The 15,261-nt window shown below is 70.2% G+C and carries 18 protein-coding genes; 2 read left to right on the forward strand and 16 right to left on the reverse strand.

The window, feature by feature from the left end; genetic code table 11:
• Window positions 1-19: 19 nt before the first annotated feature.
• The 8 genes from EPD65_RS12525 to EPD65_RS12560 form a co-directional block, all read right to left on the reverse strand.
• Window positions 20-631, reverse strand: coding sequence for a tetratricopeptide repeat protein (locus EPD65_RS12525; protein WP_131584637.1), 612 nt, complete (start codon window positions 629-631; stop codon window positions 20-22).
• Window positions 628-1,509 (reverse strand): vWA domain-containing protein, encoded by an 882-nt coding sequence (locus tag EPD65_RS12530; protein ID WP_131584639.1) that lies wholly within the window; start codon window positions 1,507-1,509, stop codon window positions 628-630. Before EPD65_RS12530 ends, EPD65_RS12525 begins: the two co-directional genes overlap by 4 nt.
• Window positions 1,506-2,435, reverse strand: a complete 930-nt coding sequence (locus EPD65_RS12535) for a vWA domain-containing protein (RefSeq protein WP_131584641.1) — start codon at window positions 2,433-2,435, stop codon at window positions 1,506-1,508. Before EPD65_RS12535 ends, EPD65_RS12530 begins: the two co-directional genes overlap by 4 nt.
• Window positions 2,426-2,902, reverse strand: a complete 477-nt coding sequence (locus tag EPD65_RS12540) for a hypothetical protein (protein WP_131584643.1) — start codon at window positions 2,900-2,902, stop codon at window positions 2,426-2,428. Before EPD65_RS12540 ends, EPD65_RS12535 begins: the two co-directional genes overlap by 10 nt.
• The gene (locus EPD65_RS12545) at window positions 2,886-3,776 is read right to left on the reverse strand and encodes a DUF58 domain-containing protein (RefSeq protein ID WP_131584645.1); all 891 of its coding nucleotides are present in this window, start codon (window positions 3,774-3,776) and stop codon (window positions 2,886-2,888) included. The genes EPD65_RS12540 and EPD65_RS12545 overlap by 17 nt, the downstream gene beginning before the upstream one ends.
• A 4-nt stretch (window positions 3,777-3,780) precedes the next feature.
• A complete protein-coding gene (locus EPD65_RS12550) occupies window positions 3,781-4,809 on the reverse strand; it encodes an AAA family ATPase (RefSeq protein WP_424450582.1) in 1,029 nt (342 codons plus the stop codon).
• A gap of 79 nt (window positions 4,810-4,888) precedes the next feature.
• Window positions 4,889-6,070: a glycosyltransferase family 4 protein gene (locus EPD65_RS16455; RefSeq protein WP_131584649.1), complete on the reverse strand. Its 1,182-nt coding sequence runs from the start codon at window positions 6,068-6,070 to the stop codon at window positions 4,889-4,891.
• A 155-nt stretch (window positions 6,071-6,225) separates the two neighbouring features.
• Window positions 6,226-6,726, reverse strand: coding sequence for an SRPBCC family protein (locus EPD65_RS12560; protein ID WP_131584651.1), 501 nt, complete (start codon window positions 6,724-6,726; stop codon window positions 6,226-6,228).
• A gap of 23 nt (window positions 6,727-6,749) precedes the next feature.
• Between EPD65_RS12560 and EPD65_RS12565 the strand changes: the two genes are divergently transcribed.
• Window positions 6,750-7,241, forward strand: a complete 492-nt coding sequence (locus EPD65_RS12565) for a tetratricopeptide repeat protein (protein ID WP_131584653.1) — start codon at window positions 6,750-6,752, stop codon at window positions 7,239-7,241.
• On the opposite strand, the gene rlmN is transcribed toward EPD65_RS12565, so the two are convergent.
• The 7 genes from rlmN to rpsB all read right to left on the reverse strand — a co-directional run bounded on the left by rlmN (window position 7,242) and on the right by rpsB (window position 13,347).
• Entirely contained in the window at window positions 7,242-8,369 is a 1,128-nt protein-coding gene (rlmN, locus tag EPD65_RS12570; protein ID WP_131584655.1) for a dual-specificity RNA methyltransferase RlmN, read from the reverse strand. It lies immediately after the preceding gene.
• A 54-nt stretch (window positions 8,370-8,423) separates the two neighbouring features.
• Window positions 8,424-9,188: an META domain-containing protein gene (locus EPD65_RS12575; RefSeq protein WP_131584657.1), complete on the reverse strand. Its 765-nt coding sequence runs from the start codon at window positions 9,186-9,188 to the stop codon at window positions 8,424-8,426.
• Window positions 9,189-9,229: 41 nt separating this feature from the next.
• A complete protein-coding gene (locus tag EPD65_RS12580) occupies window positions 9,230-10,105 on the reverse strand; it encodes a phosphatidate cytidylyltransferase (protein ID WP_131584659.1) in 876 nt (291 codons plus the stop codon).
• 12 nt (window positions 10,106-10,117) lie between these two features.
• Window positions 10,118-10,672 carry a ribosome recycling factor gene (gene frr / locus EPD65_RS12585; protein ID WP_207891544.1) on the reverse strand — a complete coding sequence of 185 codons (555 nt, stop codon included), beginning with the start codon at window positions 10,670-10,672 and terminating at the stop codon, window positions 10,118-10,120.
• 69 nt (window positions 10,673-10,741) lie between these two features.
• Entirely contained in the window at window positions 10,742-11,455 is a 714-nt protein-coding gene (gene pyrH / locus EPD65_RS12590) for a UMP kinase (protein WP_131584662.1), read from the reverse strand.
• A gap of 127 nt (window positions 11,456-11,582) precedes the next feature.
• Window positions 11,583-12,392, reverse strand: coding sequence for a translation elongation factor Ts (gene tsf, locus EPD65_RS12595; RefSeq protein ID WP_131584664.1), 810 nt, complete (start codon window positions 12,390-12,392; stop codon window positions 11,583-11,585).
• A 94-nt stretch (window positions 12,393-12,486) separates the two neighbouring features.
• A complete protein-coding gene (rpsB, locus tag EPD65_RS12600) occupies window positions 12,487-13,347 on the reverse strand; it encodes a 30S ribosomal protein S2 (protein WP_131584666.1) in 861 nt (286 codons plus the stop codon).
• Between the two features lie 409 nt (window positions 13,348-13,756).
• Between rpsB and EPD65_RS12605 the strand changes: the two genes are divergently transcribed.
• The gene (locus tag EPD65_RS12605) at window positions 13,757-14,305 is read left to right on the forward strand and encodes a murein hydrolase activator EnvC family protein (RefSeq protein ID WP_131584668.1); all 549 of its coding nucleotides are present in this window, start codon (window positions 13,757-13,759) and stop codon (window positions 14,303-14,305) included.
• A gap of 6 nt (window positions 14,306-14,311) precedes the next feature.
• Here the strand turns inward: EPD65_RS12605 and EPD65_RS12610 are convergent, their stop codons facing one another.
• On the reverse strand, window positions 14,312-15,238 hold the full coding sequence (locus EPD65_RS12610) for a tyrosine recombinase XerC (protein ID WP_131584670.1): 927 nt from the start codon (window positions 15,236-15,238) through the stop codon (window positions 14,312-14,314).
• Window positions 15,239-15,261 lie beyond the last annotated feature (23 nt).

Raw genomic sequence — 15,261 nt, forward strand, 5'->3', positions numbered from 1 at the left:
GGGCTGATCGACGGGCTGATCACCACTGGATCTGCTCGTGCGGCTCGTTCTTCGGCTCGAGCTCGACGTCCTTGGCCTTGGCCGCAGCGCGGTTCTTCGCCTCGACATCGTCGATCTTCTGGTCCTCGGACCGGTCGTCATTGCTCGACGAGGCGTCCTTGATCTGGTCCTCGAGCCGCTTCTCGAGCGCGTCGTTGCAGCCGGTGCCGAGGATCGCGGTCCGTCCGTCGCGCAGGGCGATCTGCCGGTCGGCGTTCTCCCCGTCGGCCTCGGCCTTCTTCGCGATCGCCTCGTGGGTCAGCGCCAGGTCCACGCGCACGTCGCACATGCGGTCGCCCGGCACGTCATCGAGCGCCCGGTTGAACGCCGCCACGGCAGTCTCGTACTCCTTCGCCCGGTACGCCGCGGTGCCGGTGTTGAACGGAGCGATCCACGGCGACACGACGCCGAGGTCGTGGGCACCCTCGAACGCCGAGCGGGCGTCGGCGTACCTGCCGGAGTCGTAGTCGTCGCGGCCGGAGGCGTTGCCGTGGACCAGGAGCCAGAGGCCCGCGGCCACGACCAGCGCGACCAGTGCGGGCAGCGCGCCCATCACCAGGAGCCGGCGGCGCTCGTCGTCGATCTGGATCATCCGGCGACCTCCTTCGCCTCACGCCACGCGAGTACGTCGAGGCGCAGCTCGACCAGTGCCAGCGCAGCCAGCAGGATCGCCAGGATCCAGTAGAGCTCGAAGTCGTCCTTGCCGTCCTCGGTGAGGTTCTGCGAGTCGTGCGAGAGACCGACCGCCCAGTCCGTGAGGGAACCAGTGCCGCCGCGGTAGGCGTAGTCGACGCCGAGCTGACCGGCGATCTTCTTCAGGTTCGTCTCGTCGATCCGGCTGCGCGCGTCCTCACCGGTAGCCAGGTTGCGGACGAAGGTCCACGGCGGTTCGCCGCCGGTCGGCATCCGGCCACCCTGGCTGGTGCCGTAGCCGAGCACGGCGCCGTCGTCGACGTACTTCTTCGCGACGGAGAACGAGCGCTGCCTGGCGCCGGCCTTGGTGTTCTCACCGTCGCTGAGGAAGATCACGACCCGGCGCCGGTCGGGGTGCTGCCGCGCCGCCTGGGACAGGACGGTGGTCATCAGGTCGAGCGGGCGGTCCATCGTCGTGCCGGTGCCGGCCATCATCGGTTCGCGGGTGATGCCGGTGATCGCCCGCTGCACGGCTGCACGGCTGTCCGTGAAGGCCAGGTCGACCTTGGCGTCGTGGCCGAAGCCGATCATCCCGAAGCGCGCGTACGGCAGCGCCTTGGTGATCTCGGTGAGGTCCTCGCGGACACCCTCGAGGCGCGAGCGGGCGCCGGCGTAGTCGAGGGCCGACATGCTGAGCGTCTCGTCGACGACGAGGAGCACCTCGAGGTCGTTGCCGACCGGCTTCTCGGCGGTGACGGCACCGCCGATGCCCGGCCGGAAGGCGATGAGGACGGCGAGGACGGCCATCGCGATGCGGATGTTCCAGTTCGGCTTCATCGGAACAGCCCTCGCAGTCCGGCGAGCAGCAGGCCACCGAGGCCCAGCAGCACGATCACCGTCGGCAGGAAGGGTCCGTCGCGGTGCAGCGGCGTCGGGGGCGGGTCCAGGCGGATCGCCTCGCGCGACCACACGGTGTCGATCGGGTCCGGGCCCGTCACGACCTCTCCCCCGGTCAGCTTGGCGGCGGCCGTGAGGTCAGCGAGCCCTGCGGCCGATGCACCCGCCGGTACGACGTACACCGTCACGCCACGGTCGCGGGCGATGCCTGCTGCCTCGGCGAGGTCGATGACGGAGTCGGTCGACGAGCCGGTGCCGATCAGGACGATCGCGCGGCCTCGCTGGGACTTGGGGGCGTCGAACGCCTTCGCGCAGGTGACCAGGCCGTCGCCGGTGGCGGCACCGGTCGTGCCGCTCGTCTTCGGGTCGGCGAGAGCCGTGCGGGTCTCCGCGAAGACCGCGTCGGCGCGGTCGAAGTCATCGGTGAGCGCGAGCAGCTCCGCCGTCGTCGCCTGGAATCCCTGCATGCCGATCCGCAGCTTCTCCTTGCGGAGGACGGGCACGAGGTCGTGGACCTCGGCAAGGGCCGGGACCGTGCCGGACCGGGCAGCCGGGGTCAGGTCGACGCAGAGCTCGAGGTCGCCCGGCTTGGCGGGCTTGTCGACGACCTCGGTGTGCATCGGTCGCGCGGCCAGCCACACCGAGCCGATGAGCACGAGCACCACCGAGACCAGCTGGACCTGCGTGAGCAGGAGCTGCTGGCGGGCGAGCACCTGGAACCGCGGCAGCGCCCGCAGCCGCGACGCGTGCCCGATCGGCAGGCCGACCGGGGTTTCCGGGTCGGGGACGAACCGCACCAGCAGCGCGTAGGCGAGCGGCAGCAGCACGAGGAGCAGCAGGAGCAGGAGGGGCCACTTCAGGTCCATGTGCGCACCAGCTCCCGGGCCTGCTGGAGGCTGCGCCCGAAGTCGTCGAGGGAGGCCTCTCCCGGGGCGAACTCGGGCGGGTACATCAGCGCGATGGCCTCGGCCACCCGCGGGTGCGGGGAGGCCCGGAGCTCCTCCAGCGTCATCGACCGTGCCGGCACGTCGCTCACCTCGCCGACGAACGTGCGGACCTGCGCACTCATCTGCTGGAAGCCGATACGCAGCGGCATCCGGCCTGCGCGGACCGCCTGGTCGATGCGGTCCAGCTCCTGCAGCCGGCGGCCGCGGACCGAGTCCGCGGGGTTGCGACGGGAGACGAACTCCTCCTCTGCCTCGGGCACCGTCCGGCCCGCGAGCAGGACGACCCACGCGTAGTAGGCGACGACGGCCAGCACCAGGAGGTACGGCAGCCACGTCCACGGCCCGGCGTACGCCGCGGGGCCGACGAAGTCATCGGCGGCGCGCATGGCGGTGGTGCTCCAGGAGGTCGAAGACGGTCTTGATGACGTTCGCTTCGTCGGTCACGTGCGCGTGCACGATGCCGAGCGCGTCGAGCTGCCGCTTGAGGGAGGTGGCGTCGGCGACCAGCAGGTCGGCGTACTGGCGGCGGAGCTCCTCGTCGTCGGCGATCCAGGCCGGGAGCGGCTTGCCCGTGTCGACGTCGGTGAGGACGTCGAGGGCGAGCGCCTCGGCGGTCGGGTCAATGCCGCCGACCGTCACGAAGAGCACCTCATGCTGGACGGCAAGTCGCTTCATCGCGGTCAGCGCGGCGGCGTCGAGCTCCCAGGCGTCGCAGACCAGGGCCAGGACGGTACGCCGACGGACCGTGCGCACCACGTAGTCGACGAGTGCCGCCAGATCGGAGGCACCGCCCGTGGTCGTGGTCGCGTCGTGCACCGCCTGCAGACCGCGCTCGAGCGGCAACTCACCCCGCTGGGGACGCAGCAGGTGCTGCTCGTCGGCATCACCCCACGCGACCCCGACGAGGTCGCCGTGGCGCACCGCCAGCCAGCCGAGGACGCCGGCCACCATGACCGCGAGGTCCCGCTTGGGGACGTCGCGTTCGTGCAGGGCCGCCATGCTCCGACCCGTCGACACGACGAGCTGGATCGTGTGCTGGCGCAGTGCGGCGTACCGCTTGACCAGGAGGGCCCGCGAGCGCGCGGACGCCTTCCAGTCGATGTCCTTCACGTCGTCGCCGCGGACGTACTCGCGCAGGTCGTTGAAGTCCATGCTCCGCCCGGCGTGCAGGGCGGCGTACTCCCCCTCGAGGAGGCCACGCACCTTGCGGTGTGCGTGGATGGAGAGGCGGGCCTTGACCCGCGTGAGGTGGACGGTCACCGGATCAGGGGCTGGGGACGGTCTTCACGACGGCGTCGATGATGTCCTCGACCCGCACCCGCTCGGCGAGCGCCTCGAACGAGAGGTGCACGCGGTGGCGGAGCACGCCGTGGCGCAGCGTCCGGACGTCCTCGGGCAGGACGTGGTTGCGGCCGCTCATCAGCGCCAGCGCACGCGAGGCCTGGAAGAACGCGACGGTCGCGCGCGGCGAGGCGCCCATGTCGACGTACCCGCGCACGTCGGCGGGCAGCGCCGCGCCTCGGGTCGCCGCGACGAGGCTGGCGACGTAGCGCTTGACCGACGGGTCGACGTACACGCGACGGGTGAGGGCGTGCAGCCAGGCGATGTGGTCGTGGCCGACGACGGCGGTCGCCGACGTGTCGCGGCCGAGGGTGCCGTTCTCGATGCGCTCGAGGACCTGGACCTCCTCGTCGATGCTCGGGTAGTCGAGCACCTCCTTGAGCAGGAAGCGGTCCATCTGCGCGCGCGGGAGGACGTAGGTGCCCTCCTCCTCGATCGGGTTCTGCGTGGCGAGCACCATGAACGGCTGCGGCAGCTTGTGGATGACGCCGGCGATCGACGTCTGGCTCTCCTGCATCGCCTCGAGCATGGCTGACTGCGTCTTGGCACTCGCCCGGTTGATCTCGTCGAGCAGCACGAAGTTGGCGTGCACCGGACCGAGCTGGGTCTCGAACGTGTGGTTGCGCGGGTCGTAGACCTGGGTGCCGATGATGTCGCTGGGCAGCAGGTCGGGCGTGCACTGGATACGGGAGAACTCCGCCTGCACACTCGCGGCGAGGGTGCTGGCGGCCAGCGTCTTGGCCAGGCCCGGCACCGACTCGACGAGGATGTGGCCCTCGGCGAGCAGCGCCACGAGCAACGCGGTGCGCAGCCGCTCCTGGCCCACGACGCGCCCGGAGAACGCGTGCTGGACGGCGGCCAGGATCTCGCCGGCCTGGGCCAGCTCCTCCGGCTCGATCACGGGTGCGGTGGGTGCGACGTTGGTCTCGGAAGCACCGGCATGGCTGGACACGAGCGCCACCCTAGTGCGTCGAGCCCCGGGTTTTGACCGGTTGATTCCCGGGTTTTTCCCGGTTGATTCGCGGGTGTTGTCAGGAGGCGCGGCGCAGCAACGGCCGCGGGCGGTCCGCGATGACCTCGCGATAGTGCGCGACGAGCGTCTCGTTGACGGCGTACCAGCTCCGGCTCTCGACGCAGGTCCGGGCGTACGCCGCCATCCGCGAGCGCAGCAGGTCGTCCTCGACGAGCTGGCGCACGTACGCCGCCATGGCCGCGCCGTCACCCGGCGGGAAGAGGAAACCAGCGCCCGGGTCGACCACGTCGATCGGGCCACCCTGCTCGGGAGCGACGACCGGCAGACCCGAGGCCATCGCCTCCTGCAGCGACTGTCCGAACGTCTCGTGGCGTCCGGTGTGGACGAAGACGTCGAGGCTCGCATAGGCGGACCCGAGGTCCGCGCCGTGGAGCATGCCGAGGAAGTGCGCATTCGGAAGTGCCTTGCGCAGGTCGCTGTCAGACGGACCCCCGCCCACCACCACGACCTGGATCCCCTCGATGCCATCGAGGTGCGCGAGCAGCTCGATCTCCTTCTCGGGAGCGAGGCGGCCCACATAGCCGACCAGGAGCTCGCCCGCCGGAGCGAGTCGCTCGCGGAGTGCCTCGTCACGGTGCGCGGGGTCGAACTGCACCAGGTCGACCCCTCGCTTCCACGTGCCCAGCCCCGGAACGCCGAGGCCCTCGAGCTGCTTCAGGCTGGCGCTGGACGGCACCAGCGTGCGGTCGACGCTCGTGTGGATCTTGCGGGTCAGCGCCGACATCGCGAGCGCACCACCGGGGATGCCATACCGCTCGGCGAACCCGATCATGTCGGTCTGGTAGATCGCGACCGTCGGGATGCCGAGCTCGCTCGCGGTGCGCGCCGCCTGGTAACCGAGCGTCGCGGGCGAGGCGATGTGGACGACGTCCGGCCGGAACGCGTGCATCACCTTCCGGAGCCGGCGGCGCGTCTCGAGGCCGATGCGGAAGTCCTTGTAGAACGGCAGCCGCGCGCCGCGCACGATGGTGACGCGGAAGCCGGCGTACGTGTCGGGGCCGGTCGGCGCGACGAGCTCCGCGACGTGGCCCTGGTCCGCGAGGTGGTCGAGCACGCGGCGTACGGAGTTGGTGACGCCGTTGACCTGCGGGAGGAACGACTCGGCGACGACGAGGACGCGGAGTCCGTCCATCCGGATCGGCGTGATGTCGTGGACCTCGGCCTGGTGCTTGCGGTTCATCGGAATCTCCCTTCGGGAGACGGCGGCGCCGTCGGTCCCGGCACCTCGTACGCCGCTCACGCTAGGACCGCGGTCTGGCCGCGTCCGGTGCTCCGCGTTGACGGCAGGTGAATGTCGCGCGACCACGGCGTCACCGGCACGTGACCCGCCCCACGTCAGCCTCGCTCGAGCTCGCGCTTCAGGTTGCGCAGCGTGCGCGCGATGTTGCCGCGCTGGAACGCCGCGAAGCTCGCGCGGCCCGTCGCCAGCGGATCGAAGACCCGCACGCCAAGGTCCGGCCAGCGCGTCCGCCCGTCGTGCCAGATCTCGGTGACCAGCGTGCCGCCGTCGCGGGCCTCGAAGGCGTACTCCCACGATGCGACGGAGACCGGCAACAGAAGCGGGGCGAGGCCATAGCGATTCACGTCGAAGGCGAAACGGCGCCCCCGCTCGGCGGCGGTCACCGTGCAGCGGGTCTGCCAGCGGGCCGGTCCACGCTTGTTGCTCCCGACGAAGTGCATCCCGACGTACGCCGCGTCGTGCGGCCGGGCGACGGCAGCCCCCGTGTTCTCCGGACTCCAGCGCCCCATCTGGGTCACGTCGCTGATCGCGTCGTAGACCACTTCGGGCGCCACCTCGATCCAGATCGACCCGGCAACGGTCATCTCGCGCGTCATGGCCGAACCGTAGTGTGCGTGGCATGGCTGACGACTGGGAGACGCGAATCTCGGCGTTCTGGGAGACCGTTGATCTTTCCGATCGGGATGGAGCGGTCAACGCGATGCTGGCGCTGTGCGCCGAGCGCGCCGCCGACGACCCGGCGGCGGCGTTCGAGCTCGGCGGTGTCCACGACTCGACGGGGTTCGAGGAGGAGGCGAACAGGCATTACCTGCGCGCTCGCGCGCTCGGACTGTCGGGGGCTCGCCTGGCCCAGCTGAACATCCAGCAGGGCTCGACCCTGCGCAACCTCGGCCAATTCGACGAGGCGATCGCGATGCTGGAGGCCACGCAGGCAGACCCCTCCATCGGCGATGCCCGCGCGGTCTTCCTCGCGCTCGCGCTGCGCGACGTCGGGCGTCACGACGAAGCGATCCGGCTGCTCATCGAGGCGCTCGTGCCGCATCTGCCGAGGTACCGGCGGTCAGCGACGGACTACGCGCGGGCGCTGACCACACCCGACGTGGCGAGCTGACTACTCAGCCGCGGCGAGCTGACCGCAGGCCGCGTCGATGTCGCTGCCGCGGGTATCGCGGAGCGTCGTGGCGATGCCGGAGTCGTTGAGGCGCCGGACGAACTCGTCCATGTCCTCCTCGCGCGACCGCGTGAACTGCGACCCCGGGATGTCGTTGAGCGGGATCGGGTTGATGTGCACCCAGCCGGTGCCGCGGCCGTTGGCAGAGAGGACCTCAGCCAGCAGGTCGGCGCGCCAGGCCTGGTCGTTGATGTCGCGCATCATGGCGTACTCGATCGACACGCGGCGGCCCGTCTTCTCGAAGTACTCGTACGCCGCGGCGACGGTCTCCTCGACGGAGAACTTCGTGTTGATCGGAACCAGCTCGTTGCGCAGCTCGTCGTCGGGCGCATGCAGGCTCAGCGCCAACGTGACGGGGATGCCCTCGTCGGCCAACTGCTTGATGCGCGGCACGAGGCCGACGGTCGAGACCGTGACGTGGCGTGCGGACAGGCCAAGACCAGCCGGCGCCGGGTCGGTCAAGCGGCGCACGGCGGCGACGGTCGCCTTGTAGTTGGCGAGCGGCTCCCCCATGCCCATGAAGACGACGTTGGAGAGGCGACCCGGTCCCCCGGCGACGTCGCCGTTGGCCATCGCGCGGGCGCCGACGATGACCTGGTGGACGATCTCGGCGGTCGACATGTTGCGCTGCAGGCCGCCCTGGCCGGTCGCGCAGAACGGGCAGGCCATGCCGCAGCCGGCCTGGCTCGAGATGCAGATGGTGGCGCGGTCCTTGTAACGCATCAGGACCGACTCGACGAGCGAGCCGTCGAAGAGCTTCCACAGGGTCTTGACCGTCTTGCCGCGATCCGCCTGCTGCTCGCGGATCGGCGTCATGAGGTCCGGAAGCAGCGCGTTGACCAGGCCGTCGCGCTGAGCCGCGGGGAGGTCGGTCATCTCCGCCGGGTCGTGTACCAGACGGCCGAAGTAGTGCGTCGACATCTGCTTGGCTCGGAAGCCGGGCAGGCCCATCTCGGTGAGGAGCTCCTTGCGGCCCGCCTCGTCGAGGTCGGCGAGGTGCCGCGGCGGCTTGCCGCGGCCACGCGGGGCCTCGAAGACGAGGGGCAGGGTCTGGAACTTCTCACTCATGACCCTGCGATTCTCCCATCCCTCTGGAGGCACGCCGAATCGCGCAGTCTGGGGTCACTCCGCTCGGAACGTCAGGCCCGCGTCGCCTCGCGTGATCACGAGCGTCTTCTCCGTGATCCGGTACGTCGTCCGGCCGGTCAGCACGCTGCTCACCTCGTCGTCCAGGGCGTGACGTGCGGGGTCCGCACACGCCATCAGGGTCCGCATGTGGGGCATCCACCGGATCCCGCCGCCCGCCACCTCCACGTCCGCCCCGAAGCCGTTGCAGAGCCCGCTCACCTGCACCACGTCCGTGCCCTCCATGCGGAGCACCACCGGCGGCCCGGCGGGCACCGAGCTGGCGGTGTCGCCACTGGTCAGGCCGTCGAGCACCCAGCGGGTCCGCCGCAGGTCCTGATCGGGATGCACGGCCGTGCGCGGAAGGATCGTGAGGACGACCTCCCCCGCCGTGATCGTCTGCTTCTGCCAGTCGATCGTGGCGGGTCGCGCGAAGAGGCCGGCGAGCCAGGCGTCCTGGTCCATCCGGGGCTTCGGGCAGCCCATCTCGGTGCTGGCGAGCGGCCCGACCGTCAGCGTCGAGCCGTCGATGGCGTACGTCCCGCTCATGCCGTTGCAGCCCGCGCGCATCCCGAAGCGGCCGTCGGCGAACGAGAGCCGGATCTCGGTGCCCCGGACGACGGCGTGCGGCTGCCCGCCGTCGGTGACCGCCGTGACGACGTAGTCACCCGCCAGCGTCGGCATGAGCCCGGGATCGTGGCTGCCCTCGGAGCCACAGGCAGCAGTCGAGATGGCGAGCGCGAGGACGACGAGCAGCTTCATGCAGGTCTGACGCCCGAGCCCACGTCCGGGTTCCGTCCGGACTACCGCGTGAAGACGAGGTAGTGCAGCAGCAGCCAGATCGGGGCCACCGTGGCGAGGAGCGAGTCGAGCCGGTCCATCAGGCCACCGTGGCCCGGGATGATCTGGCTCATGTCCTTGATGCCGAGGTCGCGCTTGATGACCGACTCGCAGAGGTCACCGAGCGTCGCCATCGTGACCGCGATCAGGCCCAGCAGGATGCCGACCCACCAGTCGCCGTCGAGGAGCCAGGTGACCAGCGCGATGCCGGCAGCGACGCAGAAGAGCGTCGAGCCCGCGAAGCCCTCCCAGGACTTCTTCGGGGAGATGACCGGAGCCATCGGGTGCTTGCCGAAGAGGACGCCGGCGATGTAGCCACCGATGTCGGACGCGGCCGTGACCAGCACGAACGCCACGACACCGAGCACGCCGTAGTCGACCCGGTCGGTCCACTGCGCGGTGCCGTCCTCGCGGAGCAGCAGGGCGACGAACGAGCCCAGGAACGGCAGGTAGATCAGCGCGAAGACCGCCGCCGTGGCGTTCTGGACGTAGCCCTCCACGCCGCGACGGAGCAGGTGCAGCATGATCGCGAGCGCGGTCACCGCCGTCGCGGTCACCAGCGCGGGAGCGCCCCAGACGAAGGCGACCGCGACCATGACGACGCCGCCGATCATCAGCGGCTGCTCGGGAAGATCGATGCCCTTCGCCAGGAAGCCCTTGCGGAGCTCCCAGACGGCCACGACGACCGCAGCCGCCACGATGAACATGAACGCCGGCTTCCAGAACGCGAGCGATACAGCGATCGCGGCGAGCAGAACGACGGCAGACGTGACCGCGGCCTTCAGGTCGCGGCCAGCGCGGCCGTGGTCCTTCGGCGGGGCGGGAGTGGAGGTCGTCACAGGCGAACTCTCTCAGACCTCGAGGAGTTCCGCTTCCTTGGTCTTGAGCATGTCGTCGATCGCGTCGACGTGCTTCTTCGTGGTCGCGTCGAGCTTCTTCTCGGCACCGGTGACGTCGTCCTTGCTGACCTCGCCGTCCTTCTCGAGCTTCTCCGCGGCCTGCTTGGCCTTCTGACGGACCTGACGAACGGCGATGCGACCCTGCTCGGCCTTCTCCTTGGCCTGCTTGACGAACTCCTTGCGGCGCTCCTCGGTGAGCTCGGGGAAGACCGCGCGCAGCACCTTGCCGTCGTTCGACGGGTTGACGCCGAGGTCGGAGTCGCGGATGGCCCGCTCGATGGCACCCATCGCGGTGATGTCGAACGGCGCGATCAGGATCGTGCGCGCGTCCTGCGAGGTGAAGGTGGCCAGGCCGGAGAGCGGCGTCTGCGTGCCGTAGTACTCCGCCGTCAGCTTGTTGAAGACCGTCGGGGTGATGCGGCCGGCGCGGATCGTGGCGAACTGCTCGCGGGTCGCCTCGACCGACTTGGCCATCTTCTGGTCGGCCTCGTCGAGGATGCTGTTGATCGGCACGGTCTTCTCCTGGTGTGTGCTGGTGCAGTGCGAAGCCCGGCGTACGGGCGAACGAGTGGGGCGTCAGCCGGCGCTGACGAGCGTGCCGATCTTCTCACCCATGACGACGCGCAGGATGTTGCCTTCGGGCTCCATGCCGAAGACGACCATGGGCAGCTTGTTCTCGCCACAGAGCGCGAACGCCGTCTGGTCCATGATCTTGAGGCCCTGGGCGATCGCGTCGGTGTAGGTGACGTGGTCGAGCTTGGTGGCGTCGGGGTCCTTGCGCGGGTCAGCGGTGTAGACACCGTCGACGCCGTTCTTGGCGACGAGGACGACGTCGCACTTCGACTCCAGCGCACGCTGCACGGCGACGGTGTCGGTGGAGAAAAACGGCATGCCCATGCCGGCGCCGAAGATCACGACGCGGCCCTTCTCCATGTGGCGGATGGCGCGGCGCGGGATGTACGGCTCGGCGACCTGGCCCATCGTGATGGCGGTCTGCACGCGCGTGTCGACGCCCTCCTTCTCCAGGAAGTCCTGGAGGGCCAGGCAGTTCATCACGATGCCGAGCATGCCCATGTAGTCGGCACGGACCCGGTCCATGCCCTTCTCCTGGAGCTCCGCGCCACGGAAGAAGTTGCCACCGCCGGTCACCACGGCGACCTGCGCGCCCGCGTCGACGATCGACTTGATCTCGCGGGCAACGCCGGCGACGACGTCCGGGTCGACGCCGACCTGGCCGCCACCGAACACCTCACCGGAGAGCTTGAGCAGGACGCGGTTGTAGGCCGGCATGAAGGTCCCTTCGGGGGTCTGACGTGGAGCGGATGCGCGGGGCAAACCTATCGCACGGCCCGGACAGACAACGGGGCCGGTACGACGATCGTCGTACCGGCCCCGTTGGTGCGTGTCAGGCGATGCCTCAGGCACCGACCTCGAAGCGCGCGAACTGGGTGACGGTCGTGCCGGCCGCGTCGAGGACCTGCTTGACCGACTTCTTCGCCTCGAAGACCGACTCCTGGTCGAGCAGGACGATCTCCTTGAAGAAGGCGCCGATGCGACCCTCGACGATCTTGGCGACGGCAGCCTCCGGCTTGCCCTCCTCGAGCGTCTTCTTGGTCAGGACGTCCTTCTCCGCCTCGACGACGTCGGCCGGAACCTGGTCGGCGGTGAGGAACTGGGCCTTGAGCGCAGCGGCCTGCTGAGCAGCCTGCTTGGCGGCAGCCTCGTCACCCGTGTACGCCACGAGGACGCCGAGGGTCGGGGGCAGGTCGGAGGCCTTCTTGTGGAGGTACACCGTGGTGGTGCCCTCGAAGTAGGCGACCTCGCCGAGCTCGATCTTCTCGCCGATGGTGCGGGCGAGCTCGTCGACGGTCTCGCCGACGGTGGTGTCGCCGAGGGCGACCGCGCGCAGCGCCTCGACCGAGGTGGCCTTGGCCTGGTCGGCGGCCTCCGCGATCGCGTTGGCGGCGTTGACGAAGGCCTCGTTCTTGGCGACGAAGTCGGTCTCGGCCTTGAGGCTGATCAGGGCGTTGCCAGCGGCGGCGACGAGGCCGGCGGAGGCCTCACGCTCGGCGGCGCGGGCAGCGGCCTTGGCGGCACCCTTGACGCGGAGCAGCTCGACGGCCTTGTCCAGGTCGCCGTCCGTCTCGTCGAGCGCCTTCTTGCACTCCATCATGCCGGCCTGCGTGATCTCGCGAAGCTTCTTGACGTCGGCAGCGGTGAAAGCCATGTTCTTCTTCCCTCTTGGTTCGTAGAAAAGTCTCGGTTACGCGCGGAACGCGGGCTGTCGTCGAGACGACAGCCCGCGTTTCACATCAGCTTGATCAGGCCTCGGCCGGAGCCTCGGTCGCCTCGGCCGGAGCCTCGGTGGCCTCGGCGGCGGGCGCCTCGGCAACAGCCTCGGTCGTCTCGGCCGGGGCGAGGAGCTCCTGCTCCCACTCGGCCAGCGGCTCCTCGGAGCCGACGGTCTCGGCACCCTCGGCGGCCTTGACGCCGGAGCGGGCGATGAGGCCCTCAGCGGCGGCGTCGGCGATCACGCGGGTCAGCAGGCCCACGGCGCGGATGGCGTCGTCGTTGCCCGGGATCGGGAAGTCGACCTCGTCCGGGTCGCAGTTGGTGTCGAGGATGCCGACGATCGGGATGCGCAGCTTGCGCGCCTCCTCGATGGCCAGGTGCTCCTTCTTGGTGTCGACGACCCAGATGGCCGACGGCACGCGAGTCATCTCGCGGATACCACCGAGGGTCTTCTCGAGCTTGGCGTGCTCCCGCTTCATCTGCAGGAGCTCCTTCTTCGTGCGGCCCGAACCGGCGACCGTCTCGAAGTCGACCAGGTCGAGCTCCTTGAGGCGGTTGATCCGCTGGTGCACCGTCTGGAAGTTGGTGAGCATGCCGCCGAGCCAACGCTGGTTGACGTAGGGCATGCCGACGCGCGTCGCCTGCTCGGCGATGGCCTCCTGGGCCTGCTTCTTCGTGCCGACGAACATGATCGTGCCGCCCTTGGCCACGGTCTCCTTGACGAAGGCGTAGCTGCGGTCGATGTAGGCCAGCGACTGCTGCAGGTCGATGATGTAGATGCCGTTGCGCTCGGTCATGATGAAGCGCTTCATCTTCGGGTTCCAGCGACGGGTCTGGTGTCCGAAGTGGACGCCGCTCTCGAGGAGCTGGCGCATGGTCACGACTGCCATGGTGGTTCTTCTTCCTGGTGTGTCGCCCCGGCCCGTGTACGAGTCGCCTTGGCCCGTGAGGGAGGCGCTCCGGGATCCCGGTGCGGATGTGTTTTCAGTTGCTGCCTCCGACGGGTGCCGGTGGCCCTGGCGCCTGCACACCGCTCCGACCCGTCGTGCGACGGAACCGAGGAGCGGAGCCCGCGTGCGACCGGCCCCCAGGGAGGAGCCGTCGCGGTCATCAGGCGCGCGAAGTCAACCCACGGATGGGTTGCCCTCTCAGACTAGTCGTTCACCGGGTCGTGAGCGAATCCGGCGGACTCCGTCTCGCCATCCCGGTTTCCGTGCACAACGGCGGGTCTGGCAGTGCTCCTCCACCGAAGCGGTGCCGCAGACCACCGGGCCTCGAAGCGCGGCGGAGGCTCAGGGCATGTACCTGATCATTCCTGCGCTGCTCAGCACCTTCTCGGTCTTCCCTGCCATCGCGCCGGCGCCGGCGTCCGCGCCTGCCAGCACGCGCGCTCCCACTGGCGTCAACCACGTGGATCCACGCGGCCACGGCGTGTGGCCGGTCGGCGACTCCCCCGCTGTGGTGCACGGGTTCGCCCCTCCCCCGACGCCGTATGCCGCCGGCCACCGCGGCGTGGACCTCGAGGCATCCGTCGGCGCACCGGTGCGTGCCGCACTTGCGGGCCAGGTCGTCTTCGCCGGCCGCATCGCGGGACGCGGCGTGGTGGTCGTCAGCCACGGCGACACACGCACGACCTACGAGCCGGTGACGGCGCTGGCACACGTGGGCGACCGCGTCGCCGCTGGTGCGCCGATCGGCGTGCTGCAGCCGGGTGGTCACTGCCTGCCCGCCAGCTGCCTGCACTGGGGATGGTTGCGCGGCGAGACCTATCTCGACCCGCTCGAGCTCATCGGCGCCACCGGGCCGGTGCGACTCAAGCCCTGGGTGGGACTGCCGGGCGCCGCGTGAGGTGACTCAGGCCCGCGGGTGCGCCTGCTGGTAGGCGGTGCGCAACCGGTCGTTGCTGATGTGCGTGTAGACCTGCGTGGTCGCCATCGAGGCATGACCCAGCAGCTCCTGCACCGTGCGGAGGTCGGCGCCGCCCTCGAGCAGGTGGGTGGCCGCAGTGTGGCGCAGGCCGTGGGGAGCGATGTCCGGGGCACCCGGCACGCTGCTCACCCGGTCATGGACGACCTGCCGCACCACGCGCTGGTCGACCCGGCCGCCGCGGGCACCGAGGAAGAGGGCCGCACCGGATCCGGCGCGTGCGATGCTCGAGCGCTCGGCGATCCATCGGCGCAGCGCGGCCGACGCCGGCTGCCCGAAGGGGACGGTGCGCTCCTTGCGCCCCTTGCCGAAGACGCGCACCACGTTGCGGTCGAAATCGAGGTCGTCGATGTCGAGACCACAGAGCTCCCCGACCCGGATGCCCGTGGCGTAGAGGAGCTCGAGGATCGCCGCGTCGCGGACGCCCATCGGGCCCTCCTCCGCCGCGGTGGCGGTCGCCGTCTCGACGAGCGCGATCGCCTCGTCCTGGCGCAGCACCTCAGGGAGCACCCGATGAGCCTTCGGAGAGGCGAGTCGGGCGCCCGGGTCGGCGGTGATGCGGCCGGTGCGGAGCAGCCACGCGGTGAAGACACGTGCCGAGGTGGCGCGGCGGGCGATCGTGGTGCGTGCCTTGCCGAGTGTCTGTTGTTTGGCGAGCCAGCTGCGCAGCGCCCGCAGATCGAGGTCATCGAGGCTGTCGCCACCGAGGCGGGCGACGTGACCGAGCAACGAGTCCAGGTCGCCGAGGTAGGCACGGACGGTGTGCGGTGTCAGGTCGCGCTCGACCGCCAGGTGCCGCTCGAAGTCGGCGAGCACCGCGGCGTACGCCTCGGGCAACAGCTCGCTCTCCGTCATGCCTCGATCGTAGGGACCGGGGG

The sequence above is a fragment of the Nocardioides jejuensis genome, from assembly GCF_004337475.1.
Classification (GTDB): Bacteria; Actinomycetota; Actinomycetes; order Propionibacteriales; family Nocardioidaceae; genus Nocardioides; species Nocardioides jejuensis.

Excerpts from the sequence above, each read along its gene's own strand:
- EPD65_RS12525 (WP_131584637.1), bottom strand. The coding sequence starts at position 631 with ATGATCCAGATCGACGACGAGCGCCGCCGGCTCCTGGTGATGGGCGCG.
- EPD65_RS12565 (WP_131584653.1), top strand. The coding sequence starts at position 6,750 with ATGGCTGACGACTGGGAGACGCGAATCTCGGCGTTCTGGGAGACCGTT.
- EPD65_RS12535 (WP_131584641.1), bottom strand. The coding sequence starts at position 2,435 with ATGGACCTGAAGTGGCCCCTCCTGCTCCTGCTGCTCCTCGTGCTGCTG.
- EPD65_RS12540 (WP_131584643.1), bottom strand. The coding sequence starts at position 2,902 with ATGCGCGCCGCCGATGACTTCGTCGGCCCCGCGGCGTACGCCGGGCCG.
- EPD65_RS12575 (WP_131584657.1), bottom strand. The coding sequence starts at position 9,188 with ATGAAGCTGCTCGTCGTCCTCGCGCTCGCCATCTCGACTGCTGCCTGT.
- rpsB (WP_131584666.1), bottom strand. The coding sequence starts at position 13,347 with ATGGCAGTCGTGACCATGCGCCAGCTCCTCGAGAGCGGCGTCCACTTC.
- EPD65_RS12530 (WP_131584639.1), bottom strand. The coding sequence starts at position 1,509 with ATGAAGCCGAACTGGAACATCCGCATCGCGATGGCCGTCCTCGCCGTC.
- EPD65_RS12605 (WP_131584668.1), top strand. The coding sequence starts at position 13,757 with ATGTACCTGATCATTCCTGCGCTGCTCAGCACCTTCTCGGTCTTCCCT.
- pyrH (WP_131584662.1), bottom strand. The coding sequence starts at position 11,455 with ATGCCGGCCTACAACCGCGTCCTGCTCAAGCTCTCCGGTGAGGTGTTC.
- EPD65_RS16455 (WP_131584649.1), bottom strand. The coding sequence starts at position 6,070 with ATGAACCGCAAGCACCAGGCCGAGGTCCACGACATCACGCCGATCCGG.
- tsf (WP_131584664.1), bottom strand. The coding sequence starts at position 12,392 with ATGGCTTTCACCGCTGCCGACGTCAAGAAGCTTCGCGAGATCACGCAG.
- EPD65_RS12610 (WP_131584670.1), bottom strand. The coding sequence starts at position 15,238 with ATGACGGAGAGCGAGCTGTTGCCCGAGGCGTACGCCGCGGTGCTCGCC.
- EPD65_RS12560 (WP_131584651.1), bottom strand. The coding sequence starts at position 6,726 with ATGACGCGCGAGATGACCGTTGCCGGGTCGATCTGGATCGAGGTGGCG.
- rlmN (WP_131584655.1), bottom strand. The coding sequence starts at position 8,369 with ATGAGTGAGAAGTTCCAGACCCTGCCCCTCGTCTTCGAGGCCCCGCGT.